22 protein-coding genes are annotated in these 22,471 nt (G+C 58.9%); 16 read left to right on the forward strand and 6 right to left on the reverse strand.

Annotated features, from left to right (window positions below; translation table 11 throughout):
• Window positions 1-4: 4 nt before the first annotated feature.
• The 8 genes from ACQ4N7_RS02900 (at window position 5) to ACQ4N7_RS02935 (ending at window position 9,677) form a co-directional block, all read left to right on the forward strand.
• A complete protein-coding gene (locus tag ACQ4N7_RS02900; RefSeq protein WP_430710128.1) occupies window positions 5-637 on the forward strand; it encodes a hypothetical protein in 633 nt (210 codons plus the stop codon).
• Window positions 630-2,195, forward strand: coding sequence for an ArnT family glycosyltransferase (locus ACQ4N7_RS02905; protein WP_430710129.1), 1,566 nt, complete (start codon window positions 630-632; stop codon window positions 2,193-2,195). The genes ACQ4N7_RS02900 and ACQ4N7_RS02905 overlap by 8 nt, the downstream gene beginning before the upstream one ends.
• Before the next feature lie 165 nt (window positions 2,196-2,360).
• A complete protein-coding gene (gene rimP, locus ACQ4N7_RS02910) occupies window positions 2,361-2,831 on the forward strand; it encodes a ribosome maturation factor RimP (protein WP_430710130.1) in 471 nt (156 codons plus the stop codon).
• Window positions 2,832-2,936: 105 nt separating this feature from the next.
• Window positions 2,937-4,445: a transcription termination factor NusA gene (gene nusA / locus ACQ4N7_RS02915; protein ID WP_430710131.1), complete on the forward strand. Its 1,509-nt coding sequence runs from the start codon at window positions 2,937-2,939 to the stop codon at window positions 4,443-4,445.
• A gap of 20 nt (window positions 4,446-4,465) precedes the next feature.
• Window positions 4,466-4,744 carry a YlxR family protein gene (locus ACQ4N7_RS02920; protein ID WP_430710132.1) on the forward strand — a complete coding sequence of 93 codons (279 nt, stop codon included), beginning with the start codon at window positions 4,466-4,468 and terminating at the stop codon, window positions 4,742-4,744.
• Window positions 4,745-5,062: 318 nt separating this feature from the next.
• On the forward strand, window positions 5,063-8,086 hold the full coding sequence (gene infB / locus ACQ4N7_RS02925) for a translation initiation factor IF-2 (protein WP_430710133.1): 3,024 nt from the start codon (window positions 5,063-5,065) through the stop codon (window positions 8,084-8,086).
• Between the two features lie 38 nt (window positions 8,087-8,124).
• The gene (locus ACQ4N7_RS02930) at window positions 8,125-9,294 is read left to right on the forward strand and encodes a low-complexity tail membrane protein (protein ID WP_430710134.1); all 1,170 of its coding nucleotides are present in this window, start codon (window positions 8,125-8,127) and stop codon (window positions 9,292-9,294) included.
• A 182-nt stretch (window positions 9,295-9,476) separates the two neighbouring features.
• Entirely contained in the window at window positions 9,477-9,677 is a 201-nt protein-coding gene (locus ACQ4N7_RS02935) for a hypothetical protein (RefSeq protein WP_106868287.1), read from the forward strand.
• Here the strand turns inward: ACQ4N7_RS02935 and ACQ4N7_RS02940 are convergent.
• On the reverse strand, window positions 9,674-10,663 hold the full coding sequence (locus tag ACQ4N7_RS02940) for an NAD-dependent epimerase (protein ID WP_430710336.1): 990 nt from the start codon (window positions 10,661-10,663) through the stop codon (window positions 9,674-9,676). The two genes, ACQ4N7_RS02935 and ACQ4N7_RS02940, sit on opposite strands and share 4 nt — an antisense overlap.
• A 218-nt stretch (window positions 10,664-10,881) precedes the next feature.
• Here ACQ4N7_RS02940 and ACQ4N7_RS02945 point away from each other — a divergent pair, with 218 nt between their 5' ends.
• The 3 genes from ACQ4N7_RS02945 (at window position 10,882) to ACQ4N7_RS02955 (ending at window position 14,776) form a co-directional block, all read left to right on the forward strand.
• A complete protein-coding gene (locus ACQ4N7_RS02945) occupies window positions 10,882-13,032 on the forward strand; it encodes a polyribonucleotide nucleotidyltransferase (RefSeq protein WP_430710135.1) in 2,151 nt (716 codons plus the stop codon).
• Between the two features lie 199 nt (window positions 13,033-13,231).
• Complete coding sequence (gene tpiA / locus ACQ4N7_RS02950) at window positions 13,232-13,957, forward strand: triose-phosphate isomerase (RefSeq protein ID WP_430710136.1); 726 nt, start codon at window positions 13,232-13,234, stop codon at window positions 13,955-13,957.
• Window positions 13,958-14,101: 144 nt separating this feature from the next.
• On the forward strand, window positions 14,102-14,776 hold the full coding sequence (locus tag ACQ4N7_RS02955; protein ID WP_430710137.1) for an ROK family protein: 675 nt from the start codon (window positions 14,102-14,104) through the stop codon (window positions 14,774-14,776).
• Window positions 14,777-14,833: 57 nt separating this feature from the next.
• Here the strand turns inward: ACQ4N7_RS02955 and ACQ4N7_RS02960 are convergent, their stop codons facing one another.
• Complete coding sequence (locus tag ACQ4N7_RS02960) at window positions 14,834-15,622, reverse strand: pentapeptide repeat-containing protein (protein WP_430710138.1); 789 nt, start codon at window positions 15,620-15,622, stop codon at window positions 14,834-14,836.
• A 304-nt stretch (window positions 15,623-15,926) separates the two neighbouring features.
• On the opposite strand from ACQ4N7_RS02960, the gene ACQ4N7_RS02965 reads away from it, so the two are divergent.
• Together ACQ4N7_RS02965 and ACQ4N7_RS02970 are read left to right on the forward strand one after the other, a co-directional pair.
• Window positions 15,927-16,685, forward strand: a complete 759-nt coding sequence (locus tag ACQ4N7_RS02965) for a hypothetical protein (RefSeq protein ID WP_430710139.1) — start codon at window positions 15,927-15,929, stop codon at window positions 16,683-16,685.
• A 66-nt stretch (window positions 16,686-16,751) separates the two neighbouring features.
• Complete coding sequence (locus ACQ4N7_RS02970; RefSeq protein WP_430710140.1) at window positions 16,752-17,774, forward strand: pentapeptide repeat-containing protein; 1,023 nt, start codon at window positions 16,752-16,754, stop codon at window positions 17,772-17,774.
• A 51-nt stretch (window positions 17,775-17,825) separates the two neighbouring features.
• Here the strand turns inward: ACQ4N7_RS02970 and ruvB are convergent, their stop codons facing one another.
• Window positions 17,826-19,016 carry a Holliday junction branch migration DNA helicase RuvB gene (gene ruvB, locus ACQ4N7_RS02975; RefSeq protein WP_430710141.1) on the reverse strand — a complete coding sequence of 397 codons (1,191 nt, stop codon included), beginning with the start codon at window positions 19,014-19,016 and terminating at the stop codon, window positions 17,826-17,828.
• 69 nt (window positions 19,017-19,085) lie between these two features.
• Entirely contained in the window at window positions 19,086-19,295 is a 210-nt protein-coding gene (locus tag ACQ4N7_RS02980; protein ID WP_430710142.1) for a hypothetical protein, read from the reverse strand.
• Between the two features lie 404 nt (window positions 19,296-19,699).
• On the opposite strand from ACQ4N7_RS02980, the gene ACQ4N7_RS02985 reads away from it, so the two are divergent.
• Together ACQ4N7_RS02985 and ACQ4N7_RS02990 are read left to right on the forward strand one after the other, a co-directional pair.
• Window positions 19,700-20,173: an Lrp/AsnC family transcriptional regulator gene (locus tag ACQ4N7_RS02985; RefSeq protein WP_430710143.1), complete on the forward strand. Its 474-nt coding sequence runs from the start codon at window positions 19,700-19,702 to the stop codon at window positions 20,171-20,173.
• Window positions 20,174-20,192: 19 nt separating this feature from the next.
• The gene (locus ACQ4N7_RS02990; RefSeq protein WP_430710144.1) at window positions 20,193-20,813 is read left to right on the forward strand and encodes a LysE/ArgO family amino acid transporter; all 621 of its coding nucleotides are present in this window, start codon (window positions 20,193-20,195) and stop codon (window positions 20,811-20,813) included.
• 94 nt (window positions 20,814-20,907) lie between these two features.
• Here ACQ4N7_RS02990 and ACQ4N7_RS02995 read toward each other — a convergent pair whose 3' ends face one another.
• Entirely contained in the window at window positions 20,908-21,054 is a 147-nt protein-coding gene (locus ACQ4N7_RS02995) for a hypothetical protein (RefSeq protein WP_430710145.1), read from the reverse strand.
• Between ACQ4N7_RS02995 and ACQ4N7_RS03000 the strand changes: the two genes are divergently transcribed.
• A complete protein-coding gene (locus ACQ4N7_RS03000; protein ID WP_430710146.1) occupies window positions 21,041-22,099 on the forward strand; it encodes a murein hydrolase activator EnvC family protein in 1,059 nt (352 codons plus the stop codon). The two genes, ACQ4N7_RS02995 and ACQ4N7_RS03000, sit on opposite strands and share 14 nt — an antisense overlap.
• 116 nt (window positions 22,100-22,215) lie before the next feature.
• Here the strand turns inward: ACQ4N7_RS03000 and ACQ4N7_RS03005 are convergent, their stop codons facing one another.
• A complete protein-coding gene (locus ACQ4N7_RS03005) occupies window positions 22,216-22,350 on the reverse strand; it encodes a hypothetical protein (RefSeq protein WP_430710147.1) in 135 nt (44 codons plus the stop codon).
• Between the last annotated feature and the right edge of the window lie 121 nt (window positions 22,351-22,471).

Genomic DNA, 22,471 nt, shown 5'->3' on the forward strand with positions numbered 1-22,471 from the left:
CAGCATGGCGATTAAACCCAACCAGTACGAAACGCTGCTCTCGGTCTGTACCGACCACGAGGGCGCATTAGAACTGCTCAAGCGCCATCGCCCCTACCTGGAAGCCGTACCCAGCATGCGGCGGCCCGAGGAAAGCTTGATCACGTTGCCCCTGCCCAACGTGCGGGTGCGTGACGGGGTGCACCTCAACCCCCACAGCGAGAGCATCGCTTCAGGCTCTGTGGTGACGCTGCCCTGCGACGTTGCCCTGCTGATGTGCGACCCCGAGTGGAAAATTAAAACGGGGGTCGAGATTTTTGTCTATATTCACCGCCCCCAGGAAGATTTTTCGGATTTGCTGATGCGCTGGCGGCACACGCAAATCTTGATCGATCGCGGCTACGAGTGGCTGCTGCCCCAAAAATACGAGCACCTGCTCAGCGATGGCACCGACAAGAGTCACCCACTATTTGTAGTGTTTCCTGAAACACCGGGCCATATCTTACAGGGGTTGCAGGGGGCGGGCCTGCCCACGGTCATTCTGCCCTTTGATGCCCAATTCGAGGAATCCGCTGAGCCCCCCAGCACGCTCGATATTGGCGACATTCCAGAGCTAGACGACATCGACACCAGCGCCTTAGAATCACCCGATGAGTAAACGTTGGGTTCTCTTTCAGTCTCCAGTTTGGCGCTGGGGACGCTGGTTTGTGCTGGGGTTTTTGGCCCTGCGCATCGGCTTTTGGCTGACGGCTTTTCCCAACCCCGACGAAGCCTACTACTGGCTCTGGGGGCAGCGTCCAGGCTTTTCCTACTACGACCACCCGCCCTTTCACGCCTGGGTGCAGGGGCTATTTTCCGTTTTTGGACGATCGGCTCTGGTGCTGCGGCTGCCCAACCTGATCAGCAGCGGCATTTTAGGGATTTCGTTCTACCGCATTTGCCGCTATCTCTACGGCGAGCAGGCGAGGGATCGCTTTTGGCTGGTCGTGCTGCTGGGCCTGTCGTCGCCGCTGTTTTTTTGGTACCTGGGTCTGGCCTGGCACGACCACTGGCTGGTTACCTTTGCGGTAATCAGCAGTTTTTTGTTGGTGCGCTACGTGGATGAGGCGATCGAAAATCCCGGTGGGGGCAGCCGAGACCTATACGGTGCCGCGCTATTTCTGGGGCTGGCTGGGCTGTGCAAGTACAACGCGCTCTTCGTGGGGCTGGGCTTTTTCGCCCTGCTTGTGACCGACAAAAACCGGCGACAGCTGCTGCGCGATCGCCGCCTCTACCTGGCCCTGGGGCTGCTGTTGCTGGTGCTCTCGCCCATTTTGATTTGGAATATTCAGCACGATTTTTTTTCGTTTCGCTTTTACCGCGATCGCACCGCGGGCGGCGGCCTCAGCCTCAACCTGCTCCAGCCCGTGGTCTTTCTGGCCCTGTGCGGCCTCATCCTCGGCCCTATCCAGAGCTGGAGCATCGGTCACCTGCTGAGAAAACAGGGTCAAACCAACCTCACGCGCACCTCCTGCTACCCAGCCCTGGCGCTGTGGATTTTTGGCCTTTCCACCGCCGCCTTTACAGCTCTATCGACCGTTTCGGTGGCTTTGTTTTACTGGAACATTTTGGCCTACCCGCTGCTGCTGCCGCTGCTGAGCGATCGGTTTTACCGCCAGGGAGCAAAGCTGGTTCGGACGGGTCAGCTCGCGATCGCTCAGGGTTTGGGGCTATTTGCCGCCACCGCCCTGGTTGGCTACTACACCGTGATTCCCTTCAGCACCTTTTTGGGTGCCGTCGATCCCGATGGCGCGGCGCTCTTTGGCTGGCCCCAGATAGCCCAGGAGGTCACGGCCCAAGCCCAAACCCTGGAGGATCCTCTCCTGCTGACGACCGACTACCGCTCGGCCTCGGCCCTGGCCTACCAGCTCAACAACCCCAGCGTACTGGCCATCTCGGGGCGGCTTGATCAGTTCGACTTTTGGTACGATGCCGCTGCCTTAGACGGCCGCGATGCCGTGCTGGTGGGCGAAACCTGGCACCCCATCTGCCCCACTCACCTGACCATGTTCGATCGCGTAGACCAGCCAAAAACCCTCGAAGTCCAGCGCTTTGGCCAACCCCTGCAAACCTACCAAATTGTGCGCGGCTACGGCTTTAGAGCAGGGCCAGCGGGGTATCCGCTCCGCCCAGACTATCCCCTGGCGTTTACCGGCAACGGTGAGCAGTGTGAGTAGTTCAGAGAGTACATTTCAAGCCGATCGCTAGCCCGCCTGCCCATTACCGCCACAATCCGCTAAAATGATGATGCTCAAGCCCTCCGGGTTTGGGCTCCTTTAGCAGCAATGTTTTGGGAGGTGGGTCGAGGCCCACTTTTTTATTGGCATTCTTTCATCGGTTAGATGGTACATCCCCTTATTCCCCAGGTGCTCGAGCTGGCGGCCCCCGTTGCCGAAGAGCTAGGGCTAGAAGTGGTTGAAGCAGTTTTTCACACCAACCAGTCTCCCCCGGTACTGCGCATTGACGTGCGCAGTTTAGAGAACGAAGACACCGGTCTCGACGACTGCGAAAAAATGAGCCAGGCCCTAGAGGCCGTACTCGACACCAGCGACATCATTCCTGACGCCTACGTGCTGGAGGTGTCAAGCCCTGGGGTATCTGCGGCCCTCGAAACCGATCGCGACTTTGTTGTGTTTAAGGGGTTTATGGTCGAAGTTGCCCTGAGCGAGGCCCACAAGGGCAAACAGATGTGGGTCGGTCAGCTGGTTCGCCGCGACGACGACGCAGTGGTGCTCAGCCAAAAAGGAAAATCCACGGCCCTACCTCGCCACCTGGTGAGCCGGGTGGAGTTGAGCGATCAAAGTCCTGATTAGAGAGCCCTGACTAGACGTTCTACCCGCGCCGCCGCGCTCGGTTTTTGAGATTGATTCGGTTTTATTGTATTGCCCCCAGTTTTGTTGCCTAAAGGTAAGTAGGTTATGTCGCTAGTCAATCTGCCAAATTTGCAGGAAATGATCGATGTCATTAGCCGCGAGCGCAATCTGCCCAAGCACGCGGTTGAGAACGCCCTGCGAGAGGCCCTGCTCAAAGGATACGAGCGCTACCGCCGCACCCGCGAAATCGACACCCACTTCGACGAAGAGTACTTCGACAACTTTGACATCGAGCTAGACGTCGACGACTACGACGACCAGGGCTTTCGGGTACTGGCCACTAAAACCATCGTCGACGAAGTCACCAGCCAAGACCACGAAATTGCCCTGTCTGAGGTGCGCGAAGTGGCCCCCGAAGCCCAGGCGGGCGACACCGTGGTGCTCGACGTTACCCCCGACCAGCGCGACTTTGGCCGCATGGCCGCCATTCAGACCAAGCAGGTGCTGGCTCAAAAACTGCGCGATCAGCAGCGCAAGCTCGTTCAAGAAGAGTTTCAAGACCTTGAAGGCAGCATTCTCTCAGCGCGGGTGCTGCGGTTTGAGCGCCAGTCGGTGATTATGGCCGTCAGCAGCGGTGTGGGCCAGCCCGAGGTCGAGGCCGAGTTGCTCAAGCGCGACCAGTTGCCCAACGACAACTATCGGGCCAACGCCACCTTCCGCGTAGCGCTCAAGAAAGTTTCTGAAGGCTCCCACCGCGGGCCCCAGCTGCTGGTATCGCGGGCCGACGCAGCCCTGGTGGTCGAGCTATTCACCAACGAAGTGCCCGAAATCGAGGACGAGATCGTTCGCATCGTAGCCGTGGCTCGCGAGGCTAATCCACCGTCTCGCTCCGTCGGCCCCCGCACCAAGATCGCTGTCGATACCCTAGAGCGCGATGTGGATCCGGTAGGGGCCTGCATTGGAGCACGGGGATCGCGCATTCAGGTGGTAGTCAACGAGCTGCGCGGCGAAAAAATCGACGTCATTCGCTGGTCGCCCGACCCAGCCACCTACATCTCGAACGCCCTCAGCCCCGCCCGCGTCGATGAGGTGCGGTTGGTCAACCCCGATGACCGGCAGGCCCACGTGCTGGTGCCTGAAGATCAGCTCAGTTTGGCGATCGGCAAGGAGGGGCAAAACGTTCGTCTGGCCGCCCGCCTGACCGGATGGAAAATCGACATCAAAGACTCCGGCAAGTACAATTATGAAGAAGAAGACCGCAAGATTGCCGATCTGATTGCGGCTAAAGAAGCCGCCGCCGCCGAAGCCGCCGAACTAGCCGCCGAGGAAGCTGAGGCAGCCGCCTGGAGAGCCGCCGCCGAAGCCGAACGGGCAGCCGCACAGGCCCGCGCAGCTGGGCTAGACGTCGACGAGGCCACTGCCGATGGCGAAGATTCAGATTTAGCAGAAGTTTCAGCTGACCCCGCAGCCCACTCGCTAGAGCCCACGGCCACAGCCGCTGATCTAGCTAATCCAGATGAAGACATGAATGCAGCTGAAGCAGTAGCCGAAGCACCTGACGAGCTTGAGGAGACAGATGACAAATCACCAGAATCGGTAGCCGAGGAAGAATAGCGCTCTGGAGCAGGCTACTGATGCAACCCAACTATCGACGCTGCATAAGCTGTCGACGAGTCGGCCCCAAGACCGATTTTTGGCGACTGGTGCGGGTCTACCCAGACCGCACCGTGCAGCTAGATGCTGGCATGGGACGCTCAGCCTATCTGTGCCCCCAGGCCGACTGCTTACGCCAGGCCCAAAAGAAAGGGCGCTTGGGGCGGGCGCTCAAGACCAACGTGCCAGAGGATCTATATCAAACCCTCTGGCAGCGCCTGGAGACAGCGATCGCAGACCCCAGAGCAGGGATGAGCTGACCCTTAACCCATTGGCTCTCAACAGAACCTATGATGGGAACAGGAGGCTTAACCAAAAATTTTTGCAACTGAATTGTTCCTGGGGACGATCCCTCTGAGATTCTGTTCATTGGGGAAGCAACTGATTACACTCATAGTATGGGTATCTGACTGACCCCTCTCGGCGTCAGTAAACTTGCTTAGGGTCCCATGTCCACCTAGCCTTGGTTTACAATGCCATGCTAGGGCTAACGTATCCGTCAGAATGGTTTGATGTCGTTTTGTTGGACGAAGCAGGTTGGATTATGTAACAAGCTTGACTAGCGTAGGGAGTTGTGGATGAACGGCAAAGTGAGAATTTACGAGTTGTCGAAGGAATTGAATTTGGATAACAAAGACATCTTGGCGATCGCAAGTCGCCTCGATATTGCCGTGAAGAGTCACAGCAGCACCATCGCTGAGTCAGAAGCCGATCAAATTCGCTCGGCGGCGCGCCAGGCGCGCACGAGCAGCGGCCCCAATCGGCCCGATCGGCCTCGCCCGGCAGCACCGATCAAAAACGGTGCTCGTCCTGAGCGCAAACAGCAAATTTTAGAAATTCGTCGGCACCGGGTTACCCCCAAGGCTGATACTGAAGCCACAGCCCCGTCTGCCCCCAGTGCTCCCGCCCCTGTAGCCCAGGATAAGCCCGCGCGGCCCAGCTCCGACAACCTCTCCAAGCCGCCGAGTCGGCCTGGGGTTGCTCCTTGCAGCAGCCAGCCTGAGAGCCAGCCTAAACCGCCGGTGTCGCCCAGTCGCCCGGTCGCCCCTGCGGCCCCTGCCGCCCCCCCCGTTGAGGCCAGCACTGAGGTTGAGCGACCAACAGTTCCTCCCGTGAAACCCAAGCCAGAGCTGGTTAGCCCTGTGTCGCGATCGCGGCCTGAGGTTGACGAGCGCCCGGCAGAGGCTCCTGAAGCGGTGCGCCCCCCGCGCCCCGTCATTCGCCGCGATCGCAGCGCGGCTCCCCCCGATCGCCCGACAGAGGGGGCAGCACGCCCCACCATTCCCATTCGCGAAATTGACGCCGACGAAGACGTTCCTCGGCTCAAGCCCAAACCCAAACTGCGGCGGCCCAACGCCGATGCCGAAACGGCCAGAGCCGAGACGGCCCGTACCGAGCCCGCCGCTGGCAGTGATTCTATCTCTGTAATTGGGGTTGGCGGTCTCGATGAGTCACAGCCTCGCCGCCCCTCGCCACCTCGCCACAAGCGCGAAGAGCGCGAAGACGAGGATGACGACCAAAAGATGCGGGAGAAAGCCAGCAAAGCTGGCAAAACCAAGCGTCGTGGCCAAGGCGTACTCGGTGAAGACGAAGAAGATCTCGATGTGCTGGTTGATGAGCTAGAGGGTGACGACGACCAAGTCACCGATGCTCAAAACCTGAGCATTTCGCTCGCTCGTCCGCCCAAGCCCAAGAGCGCAGGTGGAGCCAAGCCATCGTCGCCAACCGTAAAGAGCCACAAGCCCCAGCACCGCGACAGCAGCAGTGGCGGACGCTCTCGGCGCGGTCGCCGTGAAGCTCAACCTACCCAGGAACGGCCTGAATTCATCATTCTCTCTGAAGGGCTAACGGTACATGAGCTGGCCGAGCAGATTCTGGTGCCCGAAACCGAGCTGATTAAATCGCTCTTCTTTAAGGGCATTGCCGCCAACATCAACCAAACCCTCGACATAGAGACCGCCAAAATGGTGGCCGAAGAGTTTGAGGTCATGGTCGAAACCAGTCAGGTTGAGTCCGAGGCTAAGAAGGTCACTGAGATGATCGACGAAGCCGACCTTGAAAGCCTCCAGCGTCGTCCGCCCGTCGTGACCATCATGGGTCACGTTGACCACGGTAAAACCACCCTGCTCGACTCCATCCGCAAAACCAAGGTGGCCCAGGGAGAGGCCGGTGGCATCACTCAGCACATCGGTGCTTACCACGTCGACATCGACCACGCGGGCACATCCCATCAAATCGTCTTCCTAGATACCCCTGGTCACGAGGCCTTCACCGCCATGCGGGCACGGGGTACACGGGTTACAGACATCGCCATTTTGGTGGTGGCAGCCGACGACGGCGTCCGTCCCCAAACCATCGAGGCCATCAGCCACGCCAAGGCAGCTGAAGTACCGCTGATTGTCGCCATCAACAAGGTCGACAAAGAAACGGCCAACCCCGATCGCGTTAAGCAAGAGCTGATGGAGCACGGGCTGGTACCCGAGGAGTGGGGCGGCGACACCATTATGGTGCCGGTTAGCGCCCTGGCTGGCGACAACCTCGACAGCCTGCTGGAAATGATCGTGCTGGTGGCCGAGGTTGAAGATCTCCAGGCCAACCCCGATCGCCCTGCCCGCGGTACCGTCATTGAGGCCAACCTCGACAAGGCTCGTGGCCCTGTAGCCACTCTGCTGATTCAAAATGGCACCCTGCGGGTGGGCGACTCTCTGGTGGCCGGTCCTGTCCTGGGCAAGGTCAAGGCCATGCTCGACGATCGCCTACAGCGGGTGAAGGTTGCTGGTCCTTCCTTTGCTGTGGAGGTACTGGGCCTTAACGACGTGCCCGCGGCTGGTGACGAGTTTGAGGTCTACGCCGACGAGAAAACCGCTCGGGCGGTGGCCGACAAGCGCATGCTTGAGCAGCGCCAGTCTCGCCTACAGCAGGCTATGGCCTCCCGCCGCGTCACCCTCAACACGATTTCGGCTCAGGTGCAGGAGGGCGATCTCAAGGATCTCAACCTGCTGCTCAAGGCCGACGTGCAGGGGTCGATCGAAGCCATTCTGGCGGCGCTTCAGCAGCTGCCCCAGAACGAAGTGCAAATTCGGGTACTGCTGGCCGCCCCCGGCGAAATCAGCGAAACCGACGTCGACCTGGCCGCGGCCAGTGGTGCGGTCATCATCGGGTTCAACACCACGCTGGCACCTGGAGCACGGCAATCCGCCGATCGCCAGGGCGTCGATGTGCGCGACTACGAAGTGATCTACAACCTGCTCGACGATATCCAGGGAGCCATGGAGGGTCTGCTAGAGCCCGAAATGGTCGAAGAACCTCTGGGTCAGGTGGAAGTGCGGGCGGTATTCCCCGTGCGCAAGGGAGCAGTAGCTGGCTGCTATGTGCTCTCGGGCAAGGTGACCCGCAACTGCAACCTGCGGGTAGTACGCGGCGGCGAGGTAGTCTACACTGGCAAACTCGACTCGCTCAAGCGGATGAAGGAAGACGCCAAAGATGTAGCGGCCGGATTCGAGTGCGGCATCGGCATCGACAACTTCAGCGACTGGAAGGAAGGCGACATTATCGACGCCTACCGTCTGGTTACCAAGCGTCGCACCCTGGCTATGGCCTAGGCAACCCGACAACTGTGTACATAACAACGGAGTAAGCAATGGCACCCTGGCGCTACGATCCATACCTGTGGGTACATTTAGCTGGCCTAGCTACTGTCCCCCTTTGGATCGACCTGTGCCTGCTGGGTCTGGCGGTGGGAAACCCCACCCTGCCAGGGCTGGAATTGGGTGTCATTGGTGGGCTAGGGGTGCTGCCGGTGCTGATTATGCAGCTGTATCGCCCCTTTTACATCTTTAGCCTGCCGGGGATAGCCCTGCGCCCCGCCGCTCTCAGTGACGACCAGCGCCGCCTGCTGAGCCAGTTTCGTCGGTGGCGAGTGCGGTTAGGAGCGCTGCTGGTGCCTGTGCCTCTGGTGTGGCTGCTGGTAAAGCTTTACCCCCTGGCGTTTTTAGCCCGCGACATCACCCCTTTTGACGACTGGGGAAGACTGGGGGGGCTTGCGATCGCCCTGGTGAGCTTCTGCTTGGCCAATTTGTTTTTGCAGGTGCCCGTCGCTGTGCTCCAGGTGTTAGCCACTCCAGACCGCCGCATGGCAGCGGTTTCGTCCTACCCCATTGAGGCTATAGCTGCCAACTTTAGCTGGCTGGGCCTGCCAGTCAATAAGCTCTTACCCAACCTGGCTCCCCAGGATTTAATTCCTCAAGCCGAGCGGGATATCGAAGCCGATCAAGCCGAGCAGAACACTAAGGCTGACGAGAAAAATTTACGCCCAGAGCATCAAGACTTAGATCCCCAGGTCACGGCTTCAGAATCTTCAGGCTTAGACGTTCCTGTGGCAGATCACGCTGCGGATGCGCCAGCGATTCCGGAACAGATCGCCTTGCGAATCGCCCCCGTGACACCAGAGACGACCTCAGAGGATGTCACTGATCCCGAACTCACAGTCGAACCTTCCGAAGAGCTATCACAGCAGGATGATTTGCCAGCTGCTCACCCGATTTACGCAACCCCGGCAGTCAGTCATCACCAAGCAGCTGTGGTAGAACCTTTGGAAGAAGATGCTGGAGATAGGACAGATGACGAAGAAACAGACGATTACGCGGCGCTCAATCATCTCGATCACAACGGCTCAGCCCTGCGTCATCCTGAGGTTGACGACTCAGAAGAGGTATCTTCATCCCTAGACCTAGCGAGGCACCCAGAGTCTTGGCCTGCCGCGCCGATGCCTACCCCTGAGTTTAGCCGGGGAACGTCGCGGCATCCATAGAAATTCCTCAATTCTTTAGACTGTGGTTTTTGTCACAATCGCAGCGGAACGGTTGCGCTATGTTGTATTAGTGGTTGTTTAATCAGTCGGGGTTTTTGCTGGCTCGCCGGTTGATTGACCACCCCGAACGTTGATACGACCCTAGGGTTTAACGTTTATCTAGACTTTTTTTAGAGGCAGCTATGGCCGTAATTCGCTCTGCAAGCTCCACACCGCTTTCTGACCACGCCCGGATTTGGTACAGCCTGAAGTGCGCGATCGCCAGTAGCTCTGGCTTTAAGAGCTGGAAGGGCGAACTCCCCAGCGCTGAGGCAGAAGCCGCTCCGCTCGATCAGCTCGTGCGCCGCTACCTGCGCGAAACCCTGGAAACCCTGGCTTACTAAACCCCGTAGTATTCTCGATACCAGGCTACAAACCGCCCAATGCCCATCTCCAGCGGGGTGCTGGGCGCAAAGCCAACGTCGGCCATCAGGTCGCTGACGTCAGCATAGGTGGCGGGTACATCTCCCGGCTGCATTGGGCACATCACCGTCTGGGCTGTTTTACCCAAAGCCGATTCAATGATCTGAATGAAGCGCAGCAGCTCCACCGGCTGGTGGTTGCCAATGTTGTAGATTTTGTAAGGGGCCTGGCTATCGCTGCTGCTTTGAGCCCCCACTTTGGGGATGTGCGCCATCACGCGCACCACCCCTTCAACTACGTCATCTACATAAGTAAAGTCGCGCTTCATTTGGCCCTGGTTGAACACCTGAATGGGGCGATCGCGCAGAATAGACTCGACAAACTTAAAGTAGGCCATATCGGGCCGCCCCCAGGGGCCATACACGGTAAAAAACCGCAGCCCTGTCGTCGGAATTTGGTACAGGTTGCTGTAAGCATGGGCCATTAGCTCGTTGGCTTTTTTAGTGGCGGCGTATAGCGACACCGGATGATCGACTCGATCATCCACTGCAAACGGCACTTTGCGGTTAGCCCCATACACCGAGCTAGATGAGGCAAACACCAGGTGCTCGACCTCCATCAGACGGCAGCCCTCTAGCAGGTTGAGAAAGCCGGAGAGATTGCTGTCGGCGTAGGCAAACGGATTTTCAAGAGAGTAGCGCACCCCTGCCTGGGCTGCCAGGTGGACGACATACTGAAAGCGATGGTGGCGAAACAGCGCCAGCATGCCGTCGCGATCGAACAGGTCGAGCTGCTCAAAGGTAAAGCTCTCGTGGGGGGTGAGCCGAGCCAGGCGATCGCGCTTGAGGCCTACATCGTAGTAGTCGTTGAGGTTGTCAATGCCATAGACCTGCTGGCCGCTATCCAACAGCCGCCGAGCCACAAACGAGCCGATAAATCCTGCTACCCCAGTCACCAGTACAGCGATAACCGTAGCCTCCTAGGGCGAATCGTTTGCATTCAAAATTGCGCTCTGAATTTGCATCCAAAATAACCCAGACGCAGGCAGTTTCGGCCCTAAAATCTTAAGTCTTTTGCCTAATTTTGCCTCTGACGCCCCTTGCCATCAGCCATTGCCGTTATCGGTGCTAGGATCAGGCGAAAGAAACCAAAAAGAATGGTAAGAGAGAAAGGACGTAGTCGTACATGCAAGAATTTGAAAAAACAATATCCTTTGGTGGTCGCGATATTCACCTAAGGGGTGGACTGTTGGCTCCTCAAGCGGGGGGCGCAGTGCTCGTACAGTCGGGAGAAACAGCCGTTTTGGTAACGGCAACCCGCTCAGCAGGACGCCAAGGCATCGACTTTTTGCCCCTGCTGGTTGATTATGAAGAGCGCCTCTACGCCGCCGGACGCATCCCCGGCGGATTTTTGCGTCGAGAGGGTCGCCCCCCCGAGCGCGCCACCCTGATCTCTCGCCTGATTGACCGCCCCATGCGGCCCCTGTTTCCACAGTGGCTGCGCGATGACATTCAAATCGTCGCCACCACTTTGGCCATGGATGAACAGGTGCCCCCCGATGTGCTGGCCGCAACCGGCGCTTCGATCGCGGTGCTGCTGGCTAAAATTCCCTTCTACGGCCCGATGGCAGCGGTGCGCGTGGGCCTGGTGGGCGACGACTTTGTGATCAACCCCACCTATCGAGAAGTTGAAACCGGCGATTTAGACCTGGTGGTGGCGGGATCCCCCGACGGCGTGATTATGGTAGAAGCCGGGGCCAACCAGCTGCCCGAGGCCGACGTCATTGAAGCCATCGACTTTGGCTATGAGGTCGTGCAAGACCTAATCAAAGCCCAGCTAGAGCTGATCAAAGACCTGGGCATTGAGATTGTCACCGAGCCAGAACCCGAAACCGACCCCACCCTGTCGACCTTCATCGAAGAAAAAACTGCCGCCGCCATCAAAGAGGTGCTGAAGCAGTTTAGCCTCACCAAACCCGAGCGCGACGAAAAGCTAGACGCCATTAAGGATGAGCTAGCCGCCGCCATTGAAGCCCTGGAAGACGACAACCCGGTCAAGGTAGCGGTAGCCGAGAATGGCAAGGCTTTAGGCAACACCTACAAGTCAGTCACCAAAAAGCTGATGCGGCAGCAGATTCTCGACGAGAAGGTGCGGGTCGATGGCCGTCAGCTCGACGAGGTGCGCCCCATTTCGTGTCAGGTGGGGCTGTTGCCCAAGCGAGTGCACGGTACCGGACTATTTCGGCGCGGGCTGACCCAGGTGATGTCGGTGACTACCCTGGGCACCCCCGGCGATGCCCAGATGATGGATGACCTGCATCCCGATGAAGAGAAGCGCTACCTGCACCACTACAATTTTCCCCCCTACTCGGTGGGCGAAACTCGGCCCATGCGATCGCCCGGTCGCCGTGAAATTGGCCACGGTGCCCTAGCCGAGCGGGCGCTGGTGCCGGTGCTGCCGCCCAAAGAAGAGTTTCCTTACGTGATTCGCGTTGTGTCGGAGGTGCTGTCGTCTAACGGCTCTACGTCAATGGGGTCGGTGTGTGGCTCTACCCTATCGCTGATGGATGCCGGGGTGCCCATTACCAAGCCGGTCAGCGGGGCCGCAATGGGATTGATTAAAGAAGGCGACGAAGTGCGCATTCTCACCGATATCCAAGGCATTGAAGACTTCTTGGGCGATATGGACTTCAAAGTTGCCGGCACCGACAGCGGCATTACCGCCCTGCAGATGGATATGAAAATTACCGGCCTGCCCCTGAAGGTGATTGGCGACGCCATCAATCAGGCCAAGCCCGCCCGCCTGCACATTCTAGAGAAAATGCTGGCCACCATCGATACCCCCAGGACGGAGCTATCGCCCTACGCCCCCCGTCTGATCAGCTTTAAGATTGACCCTGAGCTAATCGGTATGGTGATTGGCCCCGGCGGCAAGAAGATCAAAGGGATTACCGAGCAGACAGGAGCCAAAGTCGACATCAACGACGACGGTACCGTCACCGTGTCCTCTATTGAAGGCGAAAAGGCTCTGCAGGCCAAAGCCCTGATCGAGGCCATTGTCTTCAAGCCCGCCGCAGGCGACGTGTTCGTGGGCAAGGTAACCCGCGTCATCCCGATTGGGGCCTTTGTCGAGTTTATGCCCGGCCAGGAAGGCATGATTCACATCTCGCAGCTAGCCGACTACCGGGTGGCCAAGGTTGAGGACGAGGTCAACGTCGGCGACGAAGTGATCGTCAAGGTGCGTGAAATTGACGGTCGCGGTCGTATTAACCTGACCCGCCTCAATATTCACCCCGATGAGGCGGCGGCGGCACGCGAGGCGGCAGCGCTGCGCTAGCGAGATGAGGAGGTGAGGAAGGTGAGGAGGGTGAGGAAGGTGAGGCGATCTTTCTAACCCCTCATCTTCTCCATCCCCTCATCCTCCCCATCCCCATCCTGCCCCCGAATCCAACGTTGCACGCTGCAATATTTGATTCGGGGGTTCTTTTCTTAGTACGATGCAAATCTGTATACCTAGCCTCTAACCTCAAAACATCGTGCGAAAAATTGTTATTGCCGGCAACTGGAAGATGTACAAGACCCAGGGCGAGACCCTGGATTTTTTGCGTCATTTTTTGGGGCAACTGACCGATACCCCCGACGGGCGTGAAATTGTGCTGTGTGCGCCATTTACAGCCCTGGGAGCCCTATCTAAGAGCCTGCACGGAGCCAGAATTAAAGTCGGTGCCCAAAATATTCACTGGATGCCCGAAGGTGCCTTTACCGGCGAGATCTCGGGGGATATGCTGCGAGAGCTGGGGGTGCGCTACGTAATTGTGGGCCACAGCGAGCGCCGCCAGTACTTTGCCGACACCGACGAAACGGTGAACATGCGCCTGCAGGCCGCTCAGAAGTGCGGCCTTACTCCAATTTTGTGCGTGGGCGAAACCAAAGAGCAGCGCGATGCGGGCGAGACTGAGTCGGTGATTGCCACTCAGATTGAAAAGGGCCTGGTGGATATTGACCAGAACAATCTGATTATTGCCTACGAACCCATTTGGGCGATCGGCACTGGCGACACCTGCGAGTCTACCGATGCCAACCAGGTCATTGGCGGCATTCGCAAGCTGCTCAAAAATCCCGATGTCACGATTCAGTATGGCGGCTCGGTCAAACCCAGCAATGTCGATGAGCTGATGGCTCAGCCTGAGATCGACGGTGCCCTGGTAGGAGGGGCCAGTCTTGACCCCGACAGCTTTGCTCGCATTGTCAACTTTCAGTGACCTGAGCACCTCGCTCTGCCCTACTTTCTAAAGTCATTCTGGCAAAACCAGGGCGCTGAAGCTTCAACCCCTAGAATTCAGTGGATGCTCAGCACTGGCCTCGGGCGCTAGTCTATTGCACTTGTAGACATTCAAGGGTTGACCATGAACGTACTGGTGGTCGATGTTGGCGGTAGCAACGTCAAGATTTTAGCGACGGGTCAAACTGAAGCCCGTAAGTTTCCCTCTGGCCCTACCATGACGCCAGAGGCTATGGTAGCCGGAGTCAAGGAACTGGCGGGTGACTGGGCGTACGACGTTGTGGCGATCGGCTATCCCGGACTGGTGCAGAAGGGGGTAATTACTAAAGAACCCCACAACCTGGCTCCCGGCTGGATTGGGTTTGGTTGGGAAGCGTCCTTTGGCTGCCCGGTACGCATTATCAACGATGCGGCCATGCAGGCCCTGGGCAGCTACGAGAGTGGTACCATGCTCTTTTTAGGCCTGGGCACCGGGCTGGGGTCAGCCATGGTGGTCGAGGGGGTAGTGGTGCCCCTGGAGCTGGCTCATCTGCCCTACAAGAAGGGCACCTACGAGCACTACCTGGGCAAGCGGGCTCTGGAGCGGCTGGGCAAGAAGAAGTGGCGAGAGTACGTAGAAACCTGTGTGGGGCAGCTGACGACAGCGCTACAGCTCGATGACGTCGTAATTGGCGGTGGTCAGATCAAGGTGCTAAAAGAACTACCCACAGGCTGCCGCCCCGGCCACAACAGCAACGCCTTTGTAGGCGGGTTTCGCCTCTGGGAACCCGGCCGAGAACGCTTCACCGCCACTGTCTAGCGATCTATCAACGTTTGCCATTGAGATTATGACGGCTTAAGCCAACTTGGTACAGCGCTAAGACGTCGGCTGATCGGCCACGCTTTCTATGCGAGTGGCATCGCAGCCCTGGGAGGGGTTAATCGGTTTCACATAGCCCTGGTTATAGGTGCTGCCATCGGGCATAGTGGCAAACTCTAGCCGTGCCCCGGTGAGATTAGCATTGGTGAGATCGGCTTCGTAGAGGTCTGCGTAGCGCAGGTCGGCCCCACGCAGATCGGCGTTAGACAGATCGGCCTGGCGCAAAACAGCGCCATAGAGGCTGGCCTCAGAGAGATTGGCCTGGCGCAGCTGAGCCGAGCACAGGGCGGCATCGCGCAGCTCGGCCTGGGTGAGCGAGGCGCTGGTCAGGTCAGCTTTTACCAGGCTGGTGTGGAGCATTTGGGCCTGGCTCAGGTCGGCCTGCACTAGGGTTGCCTCTGACAGGTCGGCTCCCTGGAGGTTGACCTGATGCAGGGTGGCCTGGGTGAGATCGGCCTGGTGCAGCACGGCGTTGATCAGCTGGGTGCCGTTCAGGTTGGCCTCGGCCAGATTGGCCGCTCGAAAATTTTGATTGCTGAGGTCTTGGCCGCTGAGGTCAGCTGCGGCCAGATCGCAGCGCTGGCAGCGGCGCTTGTCGACGGTTTCGTCACGCGAATCGGAGGATGCGATCGCCGATCGGGCGGCGGTAGCGACCGTTTCTGTAGCGACATCGGTAGCGGCATCGAGGGTTTGGTAACGGCTCAGCTGCTCGCGCGCCACCCGCAGCGCCGTCGGTGTCACAGCTGTTAACAGCACCAGCAGGCTGACTAAGATATTCCACCGCATAGGCCAGACCGGAGAGCCGGTTTAGAGAGGTTGCACTCCAATACTCAGAGATACTGGAACCGATCAGGACGGCCAGCATCAAGTTGCGATAGTGGTCGGCGGTTTTTTGTGAAGGAAGTCAAACCGTTCCTGAGTAGCGACGAAGTAGCACTGAGATAACCGTATAAATACGTAGACACATCCGAGGTTTCATCAAAGTATCACAGAGTACCCGTAGGGAATTCGCAGTTTCTTGCTGGTCTATTGCGTATTGTGAGGGAGATCCCCCCGAGGGTGGCCTGCTCTCCTCAGTATGTTCCCTGTTATGGATAATTCACCCTTTCGTCGTATTGTTTTGCCTGCCCTGCTTGCTTCTAGCGCTGGGTTTGCCGCCCTCACCTGGCCCATGGCCTCTGACCAGGCGGTCCAGCTCTCAGAACGGCTACCTGAGCCTTTGAGTGTCTGGGTTGACTCAGCCCTGATTACCCACCAGCACAAAGAGTTTTCGATTCGCTACATTGGCTTTGCCATTTTGTCGAGCGTCGCCATTGGCATTGGCACCGCTGAAGCCATGCGATCGCGCCAGGGACGATCGCAGCGCCACCAGAGCTTACTCAATGAGGTACTGGAGACGGTCAGCGATCGCCCGCTTGACCCCGCCGATATAGACTACGTCGTTGGCCTCAGTGCAGAAGCAGCCCCGCTAGCGGAGGCCGAGCGGCCTACCGTCGCCCTCGACTGGAGTAGTCTGCTGCAGGGCCCCGCCAAACCCGATCCTCAAGCTTCGACCTCAGCCGAGCCCAGGCTGCGCCCTACGGCCTTAGAAGACCACACTCTGTATCACATTCAAGGGGCCAACCAGCAGCAGTGCCTGGCCCTGGCCGTAGAAGGCGAATACTACCGCTACTACCGCAATCGCCCCGATGTGGACAAAGCCCAGAGGCTGGTACAGCAGCTACAGCAGCAGGGTAAAAAAGCGATCGCTACCTTAGACGACAGCGGCTACGTCGTGTGGGTGCAGGAGTCAGAGCCACCCCAGCAGGCGGTGCCGTGGCCCCATCTGGCGATCGCCCATCAGGGGTGATAGCCCGGTAGGCAAACGATCGCCGATCGCTGACGATATCCGTGCAATGTTGAGCAGTACAAAAGCATGAATCTCAAAACGCTAGAACATCTTTGGACAGCTTTTGTGGAGGGGGAGCGAGATTTTACCGGCATCAATCTAGCCGGGGCCGACCTCAACCACTGGAGCCTGGCCAGAGTTGATTTTTGGGGCGCTGACTTTAGTCGGGCTAACCTCACCCAGGCCAACTTTCGCCGCGCCAACCTCAAGCAGGCTCAGTTTAGCGATGCCAATCTATCGGGGGCCGATCTGCGCTGGGCCGACCTGAGGGAAGCGGTGCTCACCGGGGCAGACCTGGGTGGCGCTCGTCTAGAGGGCGCACTCTACAATGCTCGCACCCAGTTTCCCGCCGGGTTTAACCCTGAAGAAGCCCACATGTGGAGCCTGGAACCAGGGGCCACCCTAGCCACTAAAGACCTGCGAGAACGCGATCTGGGCGGCGCTGACCTGACCGCCGCCGATCTGAGCGGCGCACTGCTGGTCAACAGCCAGCTGTTTGGGGTTGTGCTAAAGCAGGCCAACCTGCTCAGCGCCCTGATGGGCGATAGCGACCTGCGCTACGCCGACCTGCGTCAGGCCACCCTGATGCTGGCCGACCTGCGCGGGGCCGACCTGCGCGGGGCCGACCTGCGCGGGGCCAACCTGATTGGCACTAACCTGCGGGGATGCCAGCTAGCCACCGCCAACCTAGAAGGAGCGCTCTACTCCGACAGCACTCAGTTTCCGCGTGGGTTTCAAGTGCCCAAAGCCCTGCACCGCCTGGCTCCAGGGGCATCGCTGTGGGGGGCCGACCTGAGCGGGGCCAGGCTCACCGGGGTAGACCTGAGCGGGGCCAACTTAGCGGGGGCCAACCTCATGCACGCCGATCTGTGGGGAGCCTGTTTGGCGAACGCCGACCTGTCTGGGGCCAACCTGCTGGGGGCTAACCTGCTGGGCACCGACCTATCTGGGGCCAACCTAAACCAGACCAACCTCATGCAGGCCATCATCGATTTGCCGGGGGAGAGAGCGGCGATGGTTGCGTTCAACGGGCAGACGGCCTCAGCGTGATGGGTGAGGCTGGACTGAGCCTTACTTAAAGACGACCTGCGATCGCCCCAGTCACGACAGCAGCGTCATCTGGCTGCCGTCGTCCGATAGCCCCTCGTCGTAGCCCAGGTGGCGGCGAGCAGCGGGGGTCACCATTCGCCCTCGGGGAGTACGCTGCAAATAGCCAATTTGCAGCAGGTAGGGTTCGTAGACCTCTTCAATGGTTTGCGGGTCTTCGCCGGTAGAGGCGGCCATGGTATCGAGGCCAACCGGGCCACCACCAAAGTTTTCAATCATCACCGAGAGCAGGCGGCGATCGGTCCAGTCGAGGCCGCAGGGGTCAACGTTAAACAGCTCCAGGGCTTCGGCCGCTAGAGTCGCCGTGATCGCCCCAGCTGCCTTGACCTCAACGTAGTCGCGCACCCGCCGCAGCAGACGGTTGGCAATGCGGGGCGTGCCGCGGGCGCGGCGGGCAATTTCTTCGGCCCCGGCGGGTTCGATGGGCGTTTTCAGCACGTCGGCGGTGCGCAGCACGATGGGAGTCAGCTCGTCGATTTCGTAAAACCGCAGCCGCTGAATCAGGCCAAAGCGATCGCGCAGCGGCGAGCTTAGCGCCCCCACCCGAGTCGTTGCCCCCACCAGCGTAAACGGGCACAGCGGAATGCTGCGGGTGCGGGCCGACTGCCCCTTACCGATAGTGATATCGAGGCGCGAGTCTTCCATAGCCGGGTACAAAATTTCTTCGGTGACCCGAGGCAGGCGGTGAATTTCGTCAATAAACAGCACATCGCCGGGCTTGAGGCTGACCAGCAGACCGGCAATATCGCGGGGACGCTCTAGGGCCGGGGCGGTCGTAATTTTGCAGGTCACCCCCATTTCTTCAGCCAAAATGAGGGCCATAGTGGTTTTGCCCAACCCCGGCGGCCCGTAGAGCAGCAGATGGTCGAGCGGCTCCTGGCGCGACTGAGCCGCCTGAATCGCAATGCCCAGCACCTCTTTTAACGCCGCCTGCCCAATGTAATCTTGCAGGCGCTGGGGACGCAGGCTGTCTTCTGGGGCCGTGGGTGTCGTGGCCCCTGCTGCCGCATCTGAGGGCTCAGCCTGGATATCTTCTGGCTGCACGTCGCCACCCTTGACCAACGAGAGCAGCGGCTGCAGGGCGGCTTCATCGCCAGACGCTGACGGCTTAGACTTAGCCGCCTTAGCCTTAGCCACCTTGGGCTTGGCCGAGTCGTCGGGAGTATGGGAAGAAACAATGGCCATAGGGGAGCCCAGGGGTCAGCCCCCCTATGATACTGTGGTGCATTTGCACTATCAAGCCATTGCCTAGCCCTACAGCAGAATGAGCAGCCCCAGGCCAAAGCCAGCCAGGCCCATGATCGCTGAGCCCAACCCAGCCTCTGGTGAGGCTGGAGGGACGCTGAGGTCTTTTTCAAAGCCGCACTTGAGGCAGTGATACACCGTGGGCTTGTACTCCACAATGCTGTGCCCACCGCATTCGGGACACTGCACGCTGGGCGGGATGAGGGTAGATACGGTCATAGCTACACACCAATGGTAGAGAGGCAACCGGGGAACCTCAACAGGGCTGAAGGATTGCTCCCACGAGTCAAGAGGTTCACTTCGCAGTGAAGTAAGATGTTCACTTCGCTCAACAGCAGAGAACACAGTTAACAGCATGGAATATGTGCCCAATCTGCACGAGGGGAAAAACTTCTGAAAAACTCTGATCTAAATTCAGGAATTCTTTGCTTAACCGATCAAACCGCTCCCGATAATGGGTTGCCCCAGCAGCTTTAGTTAAGCCACATTGATGAGCAAAATCTCTTGGCAGGGGCATTGTGGTGCTCTACTCGAACTTGGCTGTGTCAAGAAACCCTGGCAAATACTCCAGTTAAGCTTAGTCTGCAAGATCAAAACCTATTTTTGCCTATTAAAGTAAGGTCATGGAACTTGATGACCTTGATATCAAAACTCTGGCTCTACTCTGCCAGCGGGGGCGAATGACCTGGGCTGAGCTGGCGGGGCAGCTGGGGCTGTCGGCTCCGGCCACCGCCGATCGCGTCAAAAAACTCGAAGAGCGCGGCATTATCACTGGCTACAGCGCCCGACTCGATGCCGAAGCCCTGGGGCTAGATCTAACGGCGTTTATCTCGGTGACGCTCGACCAGCCCCGCCATCGACAGGGGTTCTTGGCGGCGGTGCAGGAGGCGACAGAAATTTTGGAGTGCCACCACGTTACGGGTGACGACGACTACCTGCTGAAGGTGCGCTGCCGCCACACTCGCGCCCTGGAGGCGCTGATTACCGATCGCCTAAAAGCGATCGCAGGCGTCGTCAAAACCCGCACCCTGATCGTGCTTTCGACGGTGAAAGAGACCCAGGTGCCATCGCTAGACCACTTGCGCGAGTCCTTGTAGAGAGTCTTGGGGAGGGGCTATGGAAGGCTGGGCGTTGCTCAAAGGCATGGGGCTGGGGCTGGCGATCGCGGCCCCGGTCGGCCCAATTGGCTTGCTCTGCATCCGCAGGTCGCTCACCCAGGGCCAGCTGATGGGGCTGGTGACGGGGCTGGGGGCGGCCACCGCCGATGGCCTCTACGGCTGCATTGCTGGGTTTGGGCTGACGGCGGTGGCGGATCTCCTCGTCAGCCACGCCCTGGCCATGCGGCTGATCGGCGGTCTATTCCTCTGTTATTTAGGCATCGGCACCCTGCGGGCCGACCCCGCCAGCGAGGCCACCAGGGTATCCAGCCGAGGGCTTTGGGGTGCCTACGCCTCCACCCTGGTCTTGACGTTGACCAACCCCGCGACTATTCTTTCCTTCATTGCGATTTTTGCCGGGCTGGGCCTGGTGGGCAGCAGCCAGTCGTGGGCTGCCTCAACGGCCCTAATTGCAGGGGTGTTTTTGGGGTCGGCTCTTTGGTGGCTCTGCCTGAGCTGGGGTGTAACGCTTTTTAGCCAAAGGCTGACACCGGCCCGACTAAAGTGGTTAAATCGGCTGGCCGGTGCGGCCATTTTTAGCTTTGGGGTATTGGCGATTGGCTCGACCATTCGTCTTTAGGGCGCGAGAACCAAAAGCGCGAAAATTGCCTTTACCCTCAGCGGCTAGCTCCCAACTCTCAACTCCGGGTACTGCCTGTGACCATGCTGCAACCTTACCGACTGTCTTCTGCCCCGACCAGGCGATCTACCTGGAGGCGTTGGCTAAGCGCGGCACTGGCCCTGGTGCTAGCGAGCTGGCTGGGGTTGACGGTCGTATCTAGAGCGCTAGCCGCCCCACCCGAACTGGTGGCCCAATCCATTCAAGACCTGCAAAATAAGCAAAAAACGCTCGAACAGCAGCGCAACCAGCTACAGCAGCAGCAGAACGAGATTCAAGATCGCCAGGCCGACTCAGAGTCAAATCTGCAAAACCTGGAAAAAAACATTGTCTATACCGCTAACCAAATTAGCGAAACCGAGTACCAGCTGAGCCAGGCCGAAAAAGAACTCAAGGATTTTGAGGCTCAGCTCAAAAAAGCGGAAGACGACTACGAAAACGTTCGCAGCGGCACCGTGGCCCGGCTACAGTACCTGCAGCGGCAGCAGGGCAGCGAGGGCTGGGCGGTGCTGCTACAGAGCCAAAACTTTAACGAATTTCTCGATCGCCAGTATCAGCTCAAGCGGGTCTATGCTGCCGATCGCCAGGTGCTGGCCGACCTCAAGGCCAAAGCCGAAGCCATTCAAAAGCAGAAAGCGGCGGTCGAAGAAAAGCGCAACCAGGTTGCCCTGCTGAGACAGCAACTGCTCTCTCAAAAGCAGCAGTACGAGGCCGAGGCCAGCGCCGAAAAGCAGCTGATCTCGCGGCTTAAAGATCAGCGCGGTGCCCTAGAAGCCGCCGAAGCTCAGCTTGCCCGCGACTCAGAGCAGATCGCCGGTCTGATTCGCCAAAAGATTGCGGCCAGCACCGGGGTCATTCGCGGCACCGGACGGTTTGTTTTCCCCGCCAACGCCAATATTTCTAGCGGGTTTGGCAACCGGGTTCACCCCATTCTCGGCTACAGCCGCTTCCACGCTGGGATAGACTTTTCGGCCACCTACGGCAGCACCATTCGTGCCGCCGACTCGGGTCGAGTCATTTTTTCGGGCTGGTACGGTGGCTACGGTCAGGCGGTCATTATTGACCACGGCGGCGGGCTGAGCACCCTCTATGCCCACGCCAGCCGCCTGCTGGTGAGCGAGGGGCAGGCGGTGCAGCAGGGGCAGGCGATCGCCGCCGTCGGCTCTACCGGTCTCTCAACCGGCCCTCACCTGCACTTTGAGGTGCGCCAGAATGGGAATCCGGTGAATCCGGTGGCTTATTTGTAGGCGGGTAAGTGAGTGGGCGCGTAGGTGCGTAGGAGGGCAGACAGGTTTTGGCTCAGATGAGGACGCTGCGCCTAGCTCTCACTCACTCACCCATGCACCCGTCTACCCATCCACACCTATCCCAGACTCTTCTTCACATGCTGCATAATCTTCGTCTTGCGGGGGTCTTCGCTTTTGGCGGGGGTCACGCCGCTGAAGTTGATTTTGCTGGTGAGCGCAAGGTGCTGCTTGATTTGATCTTTGCTGGCCACGGAGATACCTCGAATAGGAACGACAGGGACAACTCGAACTGATTGGGGTTTGCCCTTAACCAGTCAGGTTTGGAATAGCCTTCCAAATTTATTCTCCCTGTAGACAATTTAGTACATGTGC

Source organism: Nodosilinea sp. AN01ver1, assembly GCF_050565655.1.
Classification (GTDB): Bacteria; Cyanobacteriota; Cyanobacteriia; order Phormidesmidales; family Phormidesmidaceae; genus Nodosilinea.